Origin of the sequence: Micromonospora sp. WMMA1998 (assembly GCF_027497375.1) — a bacterium.
In the GTDB taxonomy this organism is placed as follows: Bacteria; Actinomycetota; Actinomycetes; order Mycobacteriales; family Micromonosporaceae; genus Micromonospora; species Micromonospora sediminicola.
Genome location: NZ_CP114911.1, coordinates 1902765 through 1918427 on the forward strand (window position 1 = coordinate 1902765; position 15663 = coordinate 1918427).

At 74.6% G+C, this 15663-nt stretch carries 12 protein-coding genes; 7 read left to right on the forward strand and 5 right to left on the reverse strand.

Annotated elements, in window-relative coordinates:
• Nucleotides 1–6: 6 nt before the first annotated feature.
• Nucleotides 7–681 (reverse strand): HAD family hydrolase, encoded by a 675-nt coding sequence (locus O7600_RS08205; RefSeq protein ID WP_281594095.1) that lies wholly within the window; start codon nt 679–681, stop codon nt 7–9.
• Between the two features lie 199 nt (nt 682–880).
• Between O7600_RS08205 and O7600_RS08210 the strand changes: the two genes are divergently transcribed.
• Complete coding sequence (locus O7600_RS08210) at nt 881–2212, forward strand: hypothetical protein (RefSeq protein ID WP_281593077.1); 1332 nt, start codon at nt 881–883, stop codon at nt 2210–2212.
• A gap of 37 nt (nt 2213–2249) precedes the next feature.
• Here the strand turns inward: O7600_RS08210 and O7600_RS08215 are convergent, their stop codons facing one another.
• Nucleotides 2250–4952 (reverse strand): glucosidase, encoded by a 2703-nt coding sequence (locus O7600_RS08215; RefSeq protein ID WP_281593078.1) that lies wholly within the window; start codon nt 4950–4952, stop codon nt 2250–2252.
• Between the two features lie 42 nt (nt 4953–4994).
• On the opposite strand from O7600_RS08215, the gene O7600_RS08220 reads away from it, so the two are divergent.
• From O7600_RS08220 to O7600_RS08240, 5 genes are all read left to right on the forward strand, one after another.
• A complete protein-coding gene (locus O7600_RS08220; protein ID WP_281593079.1) occupies nt 4995–6938 on the forward strand; it encodes an amylo-alpha-1,6-glucosidase in 1944 nt (647 codons plus the stop codon).
• A gap of 127 nt (nt 6939–7065) precedes the next feature.
• On the forward strand, nt 7066–8391 hold the full coding sequence (locus O7600_RS08225; RefSeq protein WP_281593080.1) for a glycosyltransferase family 4 protein: 1326 nt from the start codon (nt 7066–7068) through the stop codon (nt 8389–8391).
• 77 nt (nt 8392–8468) lie between these two features.
• Nucleotides 8469–10886 carry a serine/threonine-protein kinase gene (locus O7600_RS08230; protein ID WP_281593081.1) on the forward strand — a complete coding sequence of 806 codons (2418 nt, stop codon included), beginning with the start codon at nt 8469–8471 and terminating at the stop codon, nt 10884–10886.
• 199 nt (nt 10887–11085) lie between these two features.
• Nucleotides 11086–11895 (forward strand): metal-dependent hydrolase, encoded by an 810-nt coding sequence (locus O7600_RS08235; RefSeq protein ID WP_281593082.1) that lies wholly within the window; start codon nt 11086–11088, stop codon nt 11893–11895.
• Nucleotides 11892–12794: an amidohydrolase family protein gene (locus O7600_RS08240; RefSeq protein WP_281593083.1), complete on the forward strand. Its 903-nt coding sequence runs from the start codon at nt 11892–11894 to the stop codon at nt 12792–12794. The genes O7600_RS08235 and O7600_RS08240 overlap by 4 nt, the downstream gene beginning before the upstream one ends.
• 63 nt (nt 12795–12857) lie before the next feature.
• Here the strand turns inward: O7600_RS08240 and O7600_RS08245 are convergent, their stop codons facing one another.
• Both O7600_RS08245 and O7600_RS08250 read right to left on the reverse strand, forming a co-directional pair.
• Nucleotides 12858–13577, reverse strand: coding sequence for a VOC family protein (locus O7600_RS08245; protein WP_281593084.1), 720 nt, complete (start codon nt 13575–13577; stop codon nt 12858–12860).
• Between the two features lie 96 nt (nt 13578–13673).
• A complete protein-coding gene (locus tag O7600_RS08250; protein WP_281593085.1) occupies nt 13674–14006 on the reverse strand; it encodes a TfoX/Sxy family protein in 333 nt (110 codons plus the stop codon).
• A gap of 169 nt (nt 14007–14175) precedes the next feature.
• Here O7600_RS08250 and O7600_RS08255 point away from each other — a divergent pair.
• Nucleotides 14176–14975 (forward strand): IS5 family transposase gene (locus O7600_RS08255; protein ID WP_281593086.1). Its coding sequence is split into 2 segments (ribosomal slippage): nt 14176–14512 and nt 14512–14975, totalling 801 coding nucleotides; the frame shifts between segments, so codons are not numbered across the junction.
• Between the two features lie 30 nt (nt 14976–15005).
• Here the strand turns inward: O7600_RS08255 and O7600_RS08260 are convergent.
• Complete coding sequence (locus tag O7600_RS08260; protein WP_281593087.1) at nt 15006–15599, reverse strand: nucleotidyltransferase family protein; 594 nt, start codon at nt 15597–15599, stop codon at nt 15006–15008.
• Between the last annotated feature and the right edge of the window lie 64 nt (nt 15600–15663).

A 15663-nucleotide genomic window follows, 5' to 3' on the forward strand; every position in this document is an offset into this window, starting at 1 on the left:
GCCGGGTCAGAAGTGCCGGACCAGGTCTCCGAACGCGGCCAGCCGAATCACCCCGGGGTCGGTCGGGTCGAGTTCCTCGTGCTCCAGCACCCAGGTGTTCTCGTTCGGGATGAAGACGGCGTTCATCCCGGCGGCGCGGGCGGGCAGGATGTCCGAGCGCGGGGAGTTGCCGATCATCCACGCCGCCGTCGGGTCGAACGCGTGCTCGCGGGCCAGCCACCGGTAGGTGTCCGCGTCCTTCTCGGCCACGATGTGCGCCGCCCGGAAGTGGTGCAGCAGCCCGCAGGCGTCGAGCTTGCGCTGCTGCTCCTCCCGCTCCCCCTTGGTCAGCAGCAGCAGGTCGTGGCGGGTGGCCAGGTCGTCCAGCGTCTCCGCCACGCCCGGCATCAGCTCGACCTGGTGCCCGACCAGCGCCGCCGCGAGCTGCTCGATCTCGGCGCGTTCCGGCGCGGTGGCCGGACGTTCGCGCAGCTTCTCCAGGCACTCGCCCAGGCTGCGCAGGAAGACCTTGCTGCCGTAGCCGTGCGCCACGGCGTTGGCCCGCTCGATGTCGTCGAGCACCGCCCGGAGCTGCGTCCGGTCCAGGGTGGGGTGGTCGAGCCAGGTGAGGAAGTCGTCGATCACCCGCTCGAAGAGGACGTTGTTCTCCCAGAGCGTGTCGTCGGCGTCGAAGACCAGCACGGCGGCCTCCCGGCGCGGTCGCGTCACACCACCCTCCCCTCGTGGACCCGCACACCCTACTCCGGCCCTCCCCGGGCCACACCCGAGTTGAGCGGGGCCCGGCCCCACCACCGGCCGGGCACCCGGACCGGCCGTTCGGCGGCCGGTCCGGGGCGGCTACCCGACTGCGGAACGCCTGCCCGGGCGGGATGCTTCGGCGATGACGACCGCATCCGCCCCAGCACCACCGTCCCGCACCCGTCGCCGGCGACGCGCGGTCGTCGCCGTGGCTGCCACGCTCGCCGCCGTGGGCGGCGCGCTCCCGACGGCCCCGGCCCTCGCCGTCAACGCCGCGCACGCCACCGTGGTCGGCGCCGACCCGGTCGACTGGACCCCGCACGCGCTCGACGGCACGGTGAACCGGATCCTGCAGGTCGGCAACCGGGTCTACCTCGCCGGCACCTTCACCACGGTCCGCAACTCCGGGCAGTCGGCCCAGCTGGCGATGCCCCGGCTGGTGGCCCTCGACGCGACCACCGGCCGGATCGACACCACCTTCCGGCCGCGGGTCAACGGCGCGGTGCGCGCGCTGGCCGCCGCCCCGGACGGCCGTTCGCTCTACGTCGGGGGCGCGTTCACCACTGTCGGCGGCGTGGCCGCGTCCCGGCTGGCCCGGATCGACGCGGCGACCGGCGCCCGGGTCGCCGGGTTCACCCCGCCGGCCCTCAACAACCAGGTCAACGACGTACGCCTGGTCGGCGGCCGGCTGGTCGTCGGCGGCGCGTTCCAGACCGTCGGCGGGGTGACCCGGCGTGGCCTGGCGGCGGTGGACGCCACCACCGGCGCCGCGGACCCGTCGGTGGACCTGCGCCTGGCCGGACCCCGGGTGACCAGCTCCGGGGCGACCGCGCCGGTCAAGGTCGAGGCGCTGGACGTCTCCCCCGACGGCCGGAAGCTGGTCCTCGCCGGCAACTTCAGCACGGTGGCGGGCCTGGCGCGGCACCAGCTCGCGGTGGCCGACCTGACCGCCGCCGGGGCCACGCTCTCCGGCTGGTCCACCGACCGCTACCAGCCGCCGTGCGCCAGGACGATGCCCGCCTACCTGCGCGGCGTCGACATCGCGCCGGACGGCAGCTGGTTCGTGGTGGTCACCACCGGCGGGCCGTTCCCCGGCACGCTCTGCGACACGGCGGCCCGGTTCGAGTTCGGCGCCGCCACCGCCGGCAAGCAGCCGACCTGGGCCAACTACACCGGCGGCGACACGCTGCTCTCGGTGGCGGTCACCGGCGCCGCGGTCTACGTGGGCGGGCACCAGCGCTGGCTCGACAACCCCCTGGGCCGCAACTCCGCCGGACCGGGCGCGGTGTCCCGGCCCGGCATCGGCGCGATCCACCCGACCACCGGCCGGGCGTTGCCGTGGAACCCGACCAAGGCGCGGGGCGTCGGCACCGCCGAGCTGTACGCCACCGACCGGGGCCTGTGGGTGGGCAGCGACACCGAGACGTTCGCCCGCGAGTACCACGCCCGGGTGGCGTTCCTCCCGCTGCCGTAGACGGTGCGGGGCGCGCCGGACCCGGCGCGTCCCGCGCTCAGCGGCGCAGCGTGAGGATCAGGTCGGCGACCAACGCCGTCCACCCGGTCTGGTGCCACGCGCCCAGACCGGCGCCGTTGTCACCGTGGAAGTACTCCGGGAAGCAGATCAGGTCCCGCCAGTCCGGGTGGGTCTGGAACAGCTGCGCGGCGCCGTAGATCGGCCGTCGGCCCCAGCCGTCGCGGGTGAACAGCGAGATCAGCCGGGCCGACAGGTCGTCGGCGATCTCGTCGAGGGTGCGCTTGACCCCGGAGCGGGTCGGATACTCCACCTGGAGGTCGTCGCCGAAGAACGCGGCGTAGTCGCGCAGCGCGCTGATCAGCAGGAAGTTCGTCGGCATCCAGATCGGGCCGCGCCAGTTGGAGTTGCCGCCGAACAGCCCGCTGGTGGACTCGGCCGGTTCGTAGCCGACGCTGAACTCCTGCCCGCCGAGCGTGACCGTGAACGGCTTGTCCAGGTGGGCGCGGGAGAGCGTGCGCAGGCCGTACTCGGAGAGGAACTCGTCGGTGTCGAGCATCCGGGCCAGCAACCGCACCACCTGCTCCGGGCCGACCATCGACAGCAGACGCTGCTGGCGTCCGTCCGGGCCGAGCCGGCGGGCGCCGATCACCTCGGCGTACTCGGGACGGTTGGTGAGGAACCAGCGCAGCCGGGCGCCCAGCTCGGGCAGGCGCCGCATGGTCCGGGCGGTGAGCCGGGTGACCGCCGCCAGCGGCAGCAGCCCGACCACCGAGCGCACCTTCAGCGGCACCTGCGTGCCGTCGGCCAGCCGCAGCACGTCGTAGAAGAACGCGTCCTCGGCGTCCCACAGCCCCTGGTCGTACGCGGCCGCGGCGATGTACGCGAAGTGCTCGAAGAACTTCGTCGCGGTGTCGACGTAGGCCCGGTCGTGCTCGGCCAGCACGATCGCCATGTCGAGCAGGTTGAGCGCGTACATGCCCATCCAGCCGGTGCCGTCGGACTGCTCCAGCACCCCGGCCACCGGCAGCGCGGCCGAGCGGTCGAACGGGCCGACGTTGTCCAGCCCGAGGAAGCCGCCCTCGAAGACGTTGTTGCCGCCGGTGTCCTTCCGGTTCACCCACCAGGTGAAGTTGAGCAGCAGCTTGTGCATCACCCGGGCGAGGAACTCGTGGTCCCGCGAGCCGTCGATCTCGAACACCTTCAGCGCGGCCCAGGCGTGCACCGGCGGGTTCACGTCCCCGAACGCCCACTCGTACGCCGGGATCTGGCCGTTGGGGTGCAGGTACCACTCGCGGAGCAGGAGCAGCAGCTGTTCCTTGGCGAAGGCCGGGTCCACCCGGGCGATGGTCACGCAGTGGAAGGCCAGGTCCCAGGCCGCGTACCAGGGGTACTCCCACGGGTCCGGCATGGAGATCACGTCGAAGCTGTTCATGTGCCACCAGGCGCTGTTGCGCCCGTGCCGGCGGCCGGCCGGCGGCGGCGACGAGCCGGGATCGCCCTCCAGCCACCGCTTGACGTCGAAGTGGTAGAACTGCTTGCCCCACATCAGCCCGGCGATCGCCTGGCGGGCGACCAGGGCCTCGTCGGCGGTGGCGGCGGCCGGGATCACGCTGTCGAAGAACCGGTTGGCCTCGGCCCGCCGGGCCCAGAGCACGGTGTCGAAGCCGTCGCCCAGGTCGGCCGGGGCGGGCGGGTCGCCGGCCGGCGGCGGCGCGGTGCGGGTCAGCCGCAGCCGGATCTGGCGCTGCCCGCCGGCCGGCACGTCGAGCACGTAGTGCAGCGCGCCCTTGGTGCCGGTGCGCCCCGGGTTGACGGTGTCGGCGCCGGCCACCACGTGGTCGTTGATGCCGTCCTTCGGGTACGCGGACCGCCCGGCCAGCCCCCACAGCCGCTCGGCGTTGGTCTCGTTGTCGCAGAGCAGCGGGGTCGGGTCGCCGTCGCCCTCCAGCAGCAGCTGGCCGAGCACCCAGTGCTCGCCGACCAGCCGGGAGCCGGACCCGACCAGCTGCGGGACCCGCTCGCCGCCGGGCAGCCCCCAGGCCCAGGTGTTGCGGAACCAGAGCGTGGGCAGCACGTGCAGGGTGGCGTCCTCGTCGCCCCGGTTCGCGACGGTGACCAGGAGGCACATGTCGGTCGGCGACGCCTTGGCGTAGTCGACGGTGACCGCCCAGTACCGGTCGTCGTCGAAGATGCCGGTGTCCACCAGCTCGTACTCGGTGTCGTCCCGGCCGCGCAGCGCGTTCACCGCGACCAGCTCGTCGTACGGGAAGGCGGCCTGCGGGTAGTGGTAGCGCCACCGCATGAAGGAGTGGGTGGGCGTGGAGTCCTCGTACCACCAGTACTCCTTGACGTCCTCGCCGTGGTTGCCGCCGTCGCCGCCGAGGCCGAACATGCGCTCCTTGAGGATCGGGTCCCGCTCGTTCCACAGCGCCAGCGCGAAGCAGAACGTCTGCCGGTCGTCGCAGACGCCCGCCATGCCGTCCTCGTTCCACCGGTAGGCTCGGGACCGCGCATGATCGTGGGGGAAGTAGTCCCACGCCGTGCCGTGCTCGCTGTAGTCCTCCCGTACCGTCCCCCACGCCCGCTCGGACAGATAGGGGCCCCATGCGCGCCAGTCCCGCTCCCCGGCGTCGGCCTGGGCGAGCCGGTGCCGCTCGGGGTCGGAGGTCGCGGAGGTCGGGCGGTCGGTGATCACCCGCACATCTTCGACGCCTCCGGGGTACTTCTCCACAGCGGCCATTGTCGCCGTGGCATGTCACACCTCGCTGCCGGTGGAGGAAAGTTGATCGACATCCGCTTCGGCCCGCAGGTCTGTGGTGAGCTGTCCGCGTCCGCCGGCCGGGAATGGCTGGTCACGGACGGGCGCGGCGGCTACGCCATGGGCACCGTCGCCGGGCTGCGCACCCGCCGCTACCACGGCCTGCTCGTGGTGGCGGGCGAAACGCCGGCGTCCCGCAAGGTGGGACTGGCCGGCCTCGACCCGGCGGTGACCCTGCCGTCGGGGCGGCAGGTCCGGCTCGGCGCGCACGAGTGGTCCTCCGGGGTGGTCGACCCGCGCGGCTTCGAGCAGCTGGAACGCTTCGACCTGGCCGACGGGCTGCCGCGCTGGCGGTGGCGGATCGGCGAGGTGGTGATCGAGCGGGAGATCGCCATGACGTACGGCCGGTCGTGCGTCGCCGTGGTGCACCGGCTGGTCTCCGGCGGCCCGGTCCGGCTGGACCTGGCCGCTGCCTGCACCTGGCGGGACGCCCACGGTGAGCGGCGGGCCGACGGGCCGGCGCCCCGGCTGGAGCCGGCGGCCGGCGGCGCGGTGGTCGACGGCGCGTTCCGGCTCGCCGGGCCGGACTGGACGCCGGAGGGCCAGTGGTGGCACGGCGTGCGCCACCGGGAGGAGGCGGCCCGCGGCCTGCACCCGGACGAGGACCTCTGGTACGCCGGCCGGTTCTCCGGCGCGCTGGACGAGCCGGGGGCGACGGTGACGGTGCTGGCCTGGGCGGACGACCTGGCCGAGGAGCCGCCGCCGGCGACCGCCGTCATCGAGGCGGCCCGGCGGCGGCACCGCGCGGTGGTGGCCGCGGCGAAGCCCGAGGACGCGGTCGAGGCGACGCTCGCGCTGGCCGCCGACGCGTTCGTGGTGCGCGCCGCCACCGGCCCGGACGTGGTGGCCGGCTACCCCTGGTTCGGGGCCTGGTCGCGGGACACGATGATCTCCTACGAGGGGTTGTTCCTCTGCACCGGCCGCGCCGACGAGGGCCGCGACCTGCTGCGGGCGTACGCGGGCACGCTGTCGGAGGGCATGCTGGCGAACACCGCCGACACCGGCCGGGTCGAGCACAACACGGTCGACGGCACGCTGTGGTTCCTGCACGCGGTCAACCGGCACGTCACGGTCACCGGCGACACCGACCTCGGCGACGAGCTGCTGCCCGCGCTGCACGGCGTGGTGGAGGCGCACGTCGCCGGCACCCGCTACGGCATCGGCGTCGACCCGGCCGACGGGCTGCTCACCCAGGGCGGCCCGCCGGACGTGGCGCTGACCTGGATGGACGCCCGCGTGTACGGCGTGCCCGTGACCCCGCGCACCGGCAAGCCGGTCGAGGTCAACGCGCTGTGGGTCAACGGGTTGGCCGGGCTCGCCGAGCTGACCGAGCTGGCCGGTCGGGACGCCGGCGCGCTGTGGGCGCTGCACTCCCGGGCCACCACGTCGTTCCGCTCCCGCTTCCCCGCGCCGGCCGGCTGGCTGCACGACGTGGTGGACGCCCCGGCGCCCGCCTACCCGCTGGGCGGCGCCCCGCACCACGACGACGACCTGCTGCGCCCCAACCAGCTGCTCGCCTGGTCCCTGCCGTACGCGCCGCTGGAGCCGGACGAGGCCACGCTGCGCCGCGTCGCCGAGGCGCTGGTCACCCCGCTCGGGCCGCGCAGCCTCGCCCCCGACTCCCCCGGGTTCGTCGGGCGGCACCGGGGCGGCCCGGCCGAGCGGGACTCCGCCTACCACCAGGGCACGGTCTGGCCCTGGCTGACCGGCCCGCTGGTGGACGCGTACCGCCGGGCCGGCCTGCCCACCGACGACCTGCTGGTGGGCCTGGAGGGCCACCTCACCGAGGTCGGCCTCGGCTCGGTCAGCGAGACCGCCGACGGCGTCGCGCCGCACACCGCCACCGGCTGCCCGTTCCAGGCCTGGTCGGTGGCGGAGCTGCTGCGCGCGCGGCGCGCCCGCCGGTAACGCGTTACAGACCGGCAACCGGCGCGTCGCCGCTGGTTATCGACCCCTGGGCAGGATGGGTGGCGACCCCACCGGAACCCCGCGGCGACGCCGTGGGGCGGGGACACCACAACTCAAAGGGGGCCGCGTGTCAGCTGACGCCGAAGTGATCGACATCCAGCCCGCCCGGCACCTGCGGGTGCTGCTGCTCTCCTGGGAGTACCCACCCGTGCTCGTCGGTGGGCTCGGCCGCCACGTGCACGCGCTCTCCGTCGCCCTGGCCGCCGCCGGGCACGAGGTCACCGTGGTCACCCGGCACGCCGAGGGCGCGCCGCTGGAGGAGTACGCCGACGGCGTCCGCATCGTCCGCGCGGCCGAGGACCCGGTCCGGTTCCCGCTGGCCACCGACTCGCTGCTGGCCTGGACGATGGCGTTCAACCACACGCTCACCCGGGCCGCCCTGCGCGCCGCCGGCTCCGGCGGCTACGACGTGATCCACGCCCACGACTGGCTGGTCGCGCACACCGCCGTCACCCTGGTCGAACACCTCGACGTGCCGCTGGTGACCACCATCCACGCGACCGAGGCCGGCCGGCACCAGGGCTGGCTGCCGGCGGAGATGAACCGCACCATCCACGGCGTCGAGCACTGGCTGAGCAACGCCTCGGCCCGGGTGATCGCGTGCTCCGGCTACATGCGCGAGCAGGTGGCCCGGCTGTTCGACGTGCCGTCCGGCCGGATCGACGTGGTCGCCAACGGCGTGGACGACCGGGCCTGGCGGGCCCGCCCGCACGCGGTCGCCTCGGCCCGGGCGCGCTTCGCCGCCGGCGGGCCGCTGATCGGGTACGCCGGCCGCCTGGTCTACGAGAAGGGCGTGCAGCACCTGGTGCACGCCGTGCCGCACCTGGCCGACCGGCATCCGGGGCTGCGGGTGGTGATCGCCGGGGACGGCCCGTACCGAGACGAGCTGGTCGACCAGGTCGACCGGCTGCGCCTGGGCGACACGGTCCGGTTCGCCGGCTTCCTGGACGCCACCCAGCTTCCGGCGGTGCTCGCCGCCACCGACGCCACGGTGATCCCCAGCCTCTACGAGCCGTTCGGGATGATCGCGCTGGAGGCGGCCGCCGCCGGCGCGCCGCTCGCGGTGGCGCGCACCGGCGGGCTGGCCGAGATCGTCGAACCGGGCGTGACCGGGGTGACCTTCCCGCACGGCGACCCGGACGCGCTGGCCGGCGCGGTCGACCGGCTGCTCGGCGACGAGGTCTTCGCCCGCCGGGTGGCGCGCCGGGCGCGGACCATGGTGACCCGGCGCTACGCCTGGTCGGCCATCGCCGCCCGCACCGCCGGGAGTTACGCCGTCGCCCGCCGGGAGCACCACACGTTCCAGGCCCGCCGGGCCGCCGCGCTGCTGGCCGGCAACCGGTCCGCCGTCGCCATTCCGGACGGAAATCTGCTGGCCGGCGCGGCGAGCTAGGGACGCCGCCCCGACGAACGATAGGTACCGTCCGATCCGTTGGCTATTGTGGACCACGACCAGCGGTGAGGAGTGCGGTGCGGGAGGTAGTGATCGCCGGGCGGTACCGCCTGCTCGAGCTGGTCGGCCGCGGCGGGATGGGCCAGGTCTGGCGCGCTCGGGACGACGAGCTGCACCGCGAGGTGGCGGTGAAGCAGGTGGTGCCGCCGAACTGGCTCGCCGAGCACGAGCGGGACGAGCTGCGCGCGCGCACGCTGCGCGAGGCGCGGACGGCCGCGCGGCTCAGCCACCCCAACGTGGTGCGGGTCTACGACGTGGTCCGGGTCCAGGGCGACCCGTGGCTGATCATGGAGTATGTCCCGTCCCGCTCGCTTCAGGAGATCATCGAGAGTGACGGCCCGCTGCCGCCCCGGCGGGCCGCCGGGATCGGGTTGGCCGTGCTCGCCGCGCTGCGCGCCGCGCACGAGGCCGGGGTGCTGCACCGCGACGTCAAGCCCGCCAACGTGCTGCTGGCCCGCGACGGCCGGGTCCTGCTCACCGACTTCGGGCTGGCCGTGTTCGAGGGCGGCGACGGGGCCATGACCCGTCCCGGGCTGGTCCTCGGCTCCCCGCAGTACGTGGCCCCGGAACGGGCCGCCGAGGGTGCGTCCAGCGTGGAGGCGGACCTGTGGTCGCTGGGCGCCACCCTGCACGCGGCCGTGGAGGGCCGCTCGCCGTACGCCCGCAGCACCGCGATGGCCACGCTGGCGGCGCTGGCCAGCCAGCCCCCGGACCCGGCCCCGCACGCGGGTCCGCTGATGCCGGTGCTGGTCGGGTTGCTGCGCCGCGATCCCCGCAACCGGCTCGGCCACGACGAGACCGCCCGGCTGCTCACCGCCGCCACCGCGCCGGACGCCGACGTGCCGGGCGCCGACGTGGCGGGCGCCGACGTGGCGGACCGGCCGGCCGCCGGGAGGTCGGGCTGGTCGGCCGGCGAGGCGCCCGGCCCATCGGCCGGCGCGGACGTGCCGGCGCGGACCGGATCCGCCGGCGCAGCTGACCCGCCGAACCGGACCGACGTGCCGGGCCGGACCCACGAGCCGAACCGGACCCACGAGCCGAACCGGACCGACGTGCAGGGCCGGACCCACGATCTGGGCCGGACCCACGAGCCGGACGGGACCGACGCGGACGGCTGGGACAGCACTGGCACGGCGGCCGGGCCGCCCGTCGACTATCCCGACCTGATGCCGCCCGCCGCCGCCGCGCGCGCCTGGAGCCGGGCGGCGCTGCGCAGCGAGTGGGCGCCGCCCGCCGACGCGGACCCCACCGACTCGCCGCCGGAGCCGGACGACGCGGCCGGGCCGGTCGAACCGGGCCGAGCCGACGAGCCGGTCGGGACGAGCGCCGGCGGCCCGACCCGGGACACCGCCGACCGCCCGAGCGGCAGCCTCGGCCCCACGGTCCTGACCAGCTTCGTGGACCCGGGCAGCCCGTCCGGACCGGTGGGCCCGTCGGCCCGGGCCGACGCGTTCAGTCCGGTGCACACCAGCGGGCAGACGTCGCCCGCGCCGGTTCCGGCCCCGGTCACCCACAACGGCCGGCTCGGCCCCGGCGCCCCTGGGAGCACGGTGGTGAGCGGCGAACTCCCCGGCGTCCCCGGGCGGGGCGGCGAGGTCGGCCGTGTGCCCACGCGCAGCGAATCGCCCGGCAGCGGCGACGGACCGGGAGGGCCGGTCCCCGGCGGCGGCGTCCGCAGCGCGACCGCTTCCCACGGCCAGCCACCGGCCGGCGGTGCGGGCCGGACGGCGGCCCGGCGCTGGGGGCTCGCCACCACGGCCGTGGTGCTGGCCGTCGCGGCCGGGGTCGGCACCGCTCTCGCCGTCGCCGACGACCACGCGCACCCGCCGGACGCCGACGGGCGCGGCGACGGCCCCGGCCAGCCCTGGAACCGCCCGCCCGGCCCGCCCGGAGGGCCCGGCGGCGTGCCGGCGCCACCCTTCCCCTGCATCCGCCCCGACGTGGCGGGCACCCCCGTGCAGAAGGGCCCGCCCCCGGCCGACCCGGCGATCACCGTGCCCGCCGGCTGGGTCTGGCCGGCCGACACCGGCGGGTTCCACATCGCCCTGCCCGCCGGCTGGCTCCAGCTGCGCTCGGGCGACACCACCTGCTTCCAGGACCCAGCCACCCGGCGCATCCTGGGCGTCGAGCCCTACCCGGGCGGGGACCCGGTCGGCCGGCTGCGGTCGTCCGAGCGTGACCTGACGTCCGCCGGCCGGCTGTTTCAGTACGAGAGGGTGCGGCTGGCCGCCGACGGCGACGGCGCGGAGTGGGAGTGCCGGTGGACCGCGCCGTACGGCGAACGCATGCACGCGTTGCGGGTGCTGCCCGGCGAGGAGGCCGGCTGGACGCTGGGGTGGACCACCTCCGACGCCGACTGGCCCGCCGCCGCCGCACAGTTCGCGCTGATCCGCGAGAGCATCCGACCGATCCGGCCCACCCGTACCGCGGGGTGACCGGCAGGCGTCTCATCACCGACAGTCGGTGCCGGCGGGCCGGTCCGGGGCGACATACTTCCTGGTGGTCCGGCGGGCGTCACCGGGACGCCCCGGTGGCCCTCCCCAGTGGACCGACCGGATGATGCCCCACCGTCGCACGCCCTGACTACAGTGGCGTAGTTTTCTCGATCAAGATCTCTGGGGAGGGCGAGCCGAGATGATGGGACCATCCCACGCGCTGTCCGGCGCGGCGGTGTGGCTGACCGGCTCCTGGGCGCTGGACCAGTTCGCCGACTACCACCAGACGCCGCTGGCACTGGCGGTGGGCACCGCGGTCTGCGCGGGCGGGGCGCTCTTCCCCGACCTCGACCTCTCCGGCAAGGTCACCCGCAACCAGGGCGGCGCCACCGTCGCCCGGACGTTCGGCGTGTTCAGCCTCTTCGTCGCCGAGGTGATGGAAAAGATCTCCCTCGGCGTCTACTACGCCACCAAGCTCAGCAAGGACCCGCGCCGCAACAACGGGCACCGCACGCTGACCCACACGATCCCGTTCACCGTGCTGGTCGGGTGGGGCACCACCGCGCTCTGCGCCCACTACGGCAAGTGGGCGGTGGTCGGCATCCTGTTCTTCATGATCGGCCTGGCGCTGCGCGGGCTCTTCGACGAGTGGGCGGAACGGGCCGGCTGGGTCGTGGTCACGCTGGTCTCGGCCGCCGCGGCCTGGTTCACGTTCGCCAACCTGCCCGGCGACCGGGGCTATCCGATGATCGGCCTCGCCATGGGGGTGGGCTGTTTCGTGCACATCCTCGGCGACATGATCACCCGGGCCGGCGTGCCGATCCTCTGGCCGATCCCGATCAGACGCCGGATGTGGACCATGATCGGGCTGCCCAACAAGATCGCGCTGCGCACCGGCAGCAAGGCCGAGACGGTCGTGCTGCGGGGCGCGCTGACCGTGCTGGCCGTGCTCGCCGCGGTGGGGTTGGTCGCGCCGTCGGTGCTGCAACGCTTCGACATCCAGGTGTGACCGGGGCCTTCCCGGCGCCGGTCGAGGACGAGGCGGTGCCGGCGTTCTGGCGGCGGCTCGGGCTGCCCGGCCTGGCCGACGTGCACACCCACTTCCTGCCGCCCCGACTGCTGGCCAGGGTGTGGGCCTACTTCGACGCGGCCGGCCCGCTGGTCGGCACCGAGTGGCCGATCCGCTACCGCTGGGACGACGACACCCGGGTCGCGTATCTGGGTCGGCTCGGCGTGCGGGCGTTCACCGCGCTGGCGTACCCGCACCGGCCCGGCATGGCTGAGTCGCTGAACCGGTGGACGCTGGACTTCGCGGCGCGTACCCCGGGGTGTCTGCCGTCGGCGACGTTCTTCCCCGAGCCGGACGCCGCCCGGTACGTCGCGGACGCCCTCACCGCCGGCGCCCGGGTGTTCAAGGTGCACGTGCAGGTGGGCGGCTTCCGACCCACCGACCCGGCCCTGGACGCGGTGTGGGGCCTGCTCGCGGACGCCGGCGTGCCGGTGGTCGTGCACGCCGGGCACGCGCCGGTGGGCACCGCGCACACCGGGCCGGAGCCGTTCGCCGCGCTGCTCGCCCGGCACCCCCGGCTGGCCGCCGTCGTGGCCCACCTCGGCGCGCCCGACTATGTCGCGTTCCTCGACCTGGCCGACCGGTACGCCGAGGTCCGGCTCGACACCACCATGGCCTTCACCGCGTTCTTCGACCGGTTCGTGCCGTTCCCGCCGGCGCAGCGGCCCCGGCTGCGCGAGCTGGGCCTGGCCGGCAAGGTGCTGCTGGGCAGCGACTTCCCGAACATCCCCTACCCGTACGCCGAGCAGCTCGACGGGCTGGCCCGGTTGGACCTGGGCGACGACTGGCTGCGCGCGGTCTGCTGGGGCAACGCGGCCGCGCTGTTCGACCTGACCTGAGCGACCGGCCGCGCCCGCCCCCCGGCCCCCTCCCCTGCGGCGGCCGGGCGGCGATCGAGCCGGTCAGCGGGGCGTCAGCAGGCAGAACTCGGTGCCGTCGGGGTCGGCGAGCACCATGTCGTCGGCCGTGTGCCGGCCCACGCCGACCCGGGTCGCGCCGAGCGCGAGCAGCCGGTCGACCTCCGCGTCCCGGTCGCCGCCCGCCGGGACGACGTCCAGGTGCAGGCGGTCCCGTCCGTCGCTGGGCATCAGCGGCGGGCCGCTCCAGGTGACCTTCGCGCCGCCGCCCGGCGACTGGATCGCGGTCTCCTCGTCCTGGTCCCAGACCAGCGGCCAGCCCAGCGCCTCGCGCCAGAAGTAGCCGACCGCCCGGGTGCCGTCGCAGTTCACCGCGCCGATCGGCCCGCAGCCGGCGAGAAAGGTGTTGCCCGCCTCGATGACGCAGAACTCGTTGCCCTCGGGGTCGGCGAGCACCACCTGCCCGTCGTCCGGGCCCTGCCCGATGTCGATGTGCCGCCCGCCCAGGGCCAGCGCCCGGGCCACCGTCTCCCGCTGGTCCCGCGGGGATCCGCTGGTCAGGTCGAAGTGCACCCGGTTCTGCGTGGTCTTCGGATCCGGGTTCGGGAGGAAGCGGACGCGGAAGCCGGTTTCGCCGTCGGGCAGGAGCGCGACCCCCTCGCGCGGGTCGTCGACGATCTCCCGACCCAGCACCCCCGCCCAGAACCGGGCCAGCCGCAGCGGCTCCGTCGCGTCGACACTGATCGCGAAGAGGTGACTCGTCATCGCGGTGCCCATCTCCGATCCGCCGTCCGAGCGTCTGTCGACAGGTCGGGAGCGTAGGGCGGAAGGGCGCCACCCGCAGCCGAATATCGGGGCGGGCTACTTCGCCCGCAGGGCCCGGGCGCAGCGGAGGCCCCGATCGACCCAGCGGGCCAGGTCGGCGTCGCGCTCGCACGCGGCGGGCTCGACGGTCACCCGGCCGCGCATCTCCCGCCCGCGCATCACGGTCGCCGTGGCGCCGGGCTCGGCCAGCGCCGCCTCGGCCTCGGCCGGATCGACGCGCACCATCAGCCCGCCGGCGCCGCGCACCACCACCGACATGTTGCCGCGCAGCATCATCGCCAAGCCGCCGAACATGCGCCGTTCGGTGACGCCGGGCTCGCGCCCGACCAGCTCCCGCACCCGGTTCGCCAGATCCTCGTCGTACGCCACCGTGCCATCCTGGCACCGGGGTCCGACACCCGCTGTGCGCGCTTGTTAAGAAGGGGCCCTTCCTCTACCGCAGGCGTTAAGAGGTCCTAACTAAATGATGTTGGGCGTAACCGACTGGACGTGAGGGTCGTTTCGTCTAAACGTGAGGAGGGGTGAGCAGCCGCCGTGGATGGTCTCGGATGAGTTGTGGGCCGAGATCGCACCGCTGCTGCCACCCCGCCCTCCACGGCGGAGCCGCTATCCAGGGCGTAGACCGCTGGATGACCGGAAAGTGCTGTGCGGGATCTTGTTCGTGCTCTACACCGCGATTCCGTGGGAGTACCTGCCCCAGGAGCTCGGGTTCGGGTCGGGGATGACCTGCTGGCGCAGGTTGCGGGACTGGAATGACGCCGGGGTGTGGCAGCGGCTGCACGAGATTCTGCTGGCCAGACTGCGCGGCGCGGGCCAGTTGGACATGTCCAGGGCGGTGATCGACGGCTCCCACATCCGGGCGCTCAAGGGCGGCCCAAAACCGGTCCGAGCCCGGTCGACCGCCGCAAGCCTGGCTCGAAGCACCACGTCATCACCGACGCCGGCGGAATCCCCCTCGCGGTCACGCTGACCGGCGACAACCGACACGACTCCACCCAGACCACCGCCCTGCTCGATGCCATCCCCGCGATCGGCGGCAAGCCTGGCCCACCACGGCGGCGCCCCGACCGGCTCTACGCCGATCGGGGCTACGACTACGACAGCCACCGCCAACAAGTGCGCGCCCGCGGCGTCACCCCCGTCATCGCCCGACGCGGCACACCTCACGGCTCCGGCCTGGGAACCCAACGGTGGGTCGTCGAACGCACCATCGCCTGGCTGCACTGGTTCCGCCGCCTACGCATCCGCTGGGAAATCCGCGACGACATCCACCAGGCATTCCTCAGCCTCGCCTGCTCCCTCATCTGCTGGCGCCAACTCCAACGCACCCAGAGTTAGGAGTTCTAAGAAGGGACCCTTCCTTACCCCTCAGGCGCCGACGCGCTGCTCAGGAATCGACAGCCCGTAGAGCGCCATCAGTTCCGGGCTGTCGATCCGGCTGCCGTCGGCCACCGAGTCGCAGGCGATGTCCACGATCTGGTCCTTGTGCGCCAGCAGGTACGGCCGGGCGCCGACGTCGGCGCTGGCCAGCGTGGCGATGCCGGACCAGTGCCGGCGGCCGAAGAGCATCGGGTAGCCGCGCAGGCCGTCGTAGGTCGCGCAGACCAGCACGTCCGGGTACGGCAACGCGGTCACCCGGCGGACCGCCGTCGCGGTGAGCCCGGGCATGTCCACCGGCACCACGACGACCGCCTCGATGCCGTCGTCGGTCAGCGCGGCCAGCCCGGCCCGGATCGAGGAGCCCACACCGGTCCCCCACGCCCGGTTGACCACCACGGTGGCGCCGGTGAGGTCGGTGGTCTGCCGCACCTGTTCGGCCGCCGCGCCCAGCACGACCACGACGTCCGCGCAGCCCGCCTCGGTCATCGTGTCGATCATCTGGCTCACCAGCGGCTTCTCGCCCTGGTGCAGCAACGCCTCGGGGCCGCCGATGCGGCGGCCGCCACCAGCGGCGATGATCATTGCAGCGATCCGGTTCAGCGGTGCCCCCTCGACCAGGGGGACGGACCGGGCACAGCCGCGCCCG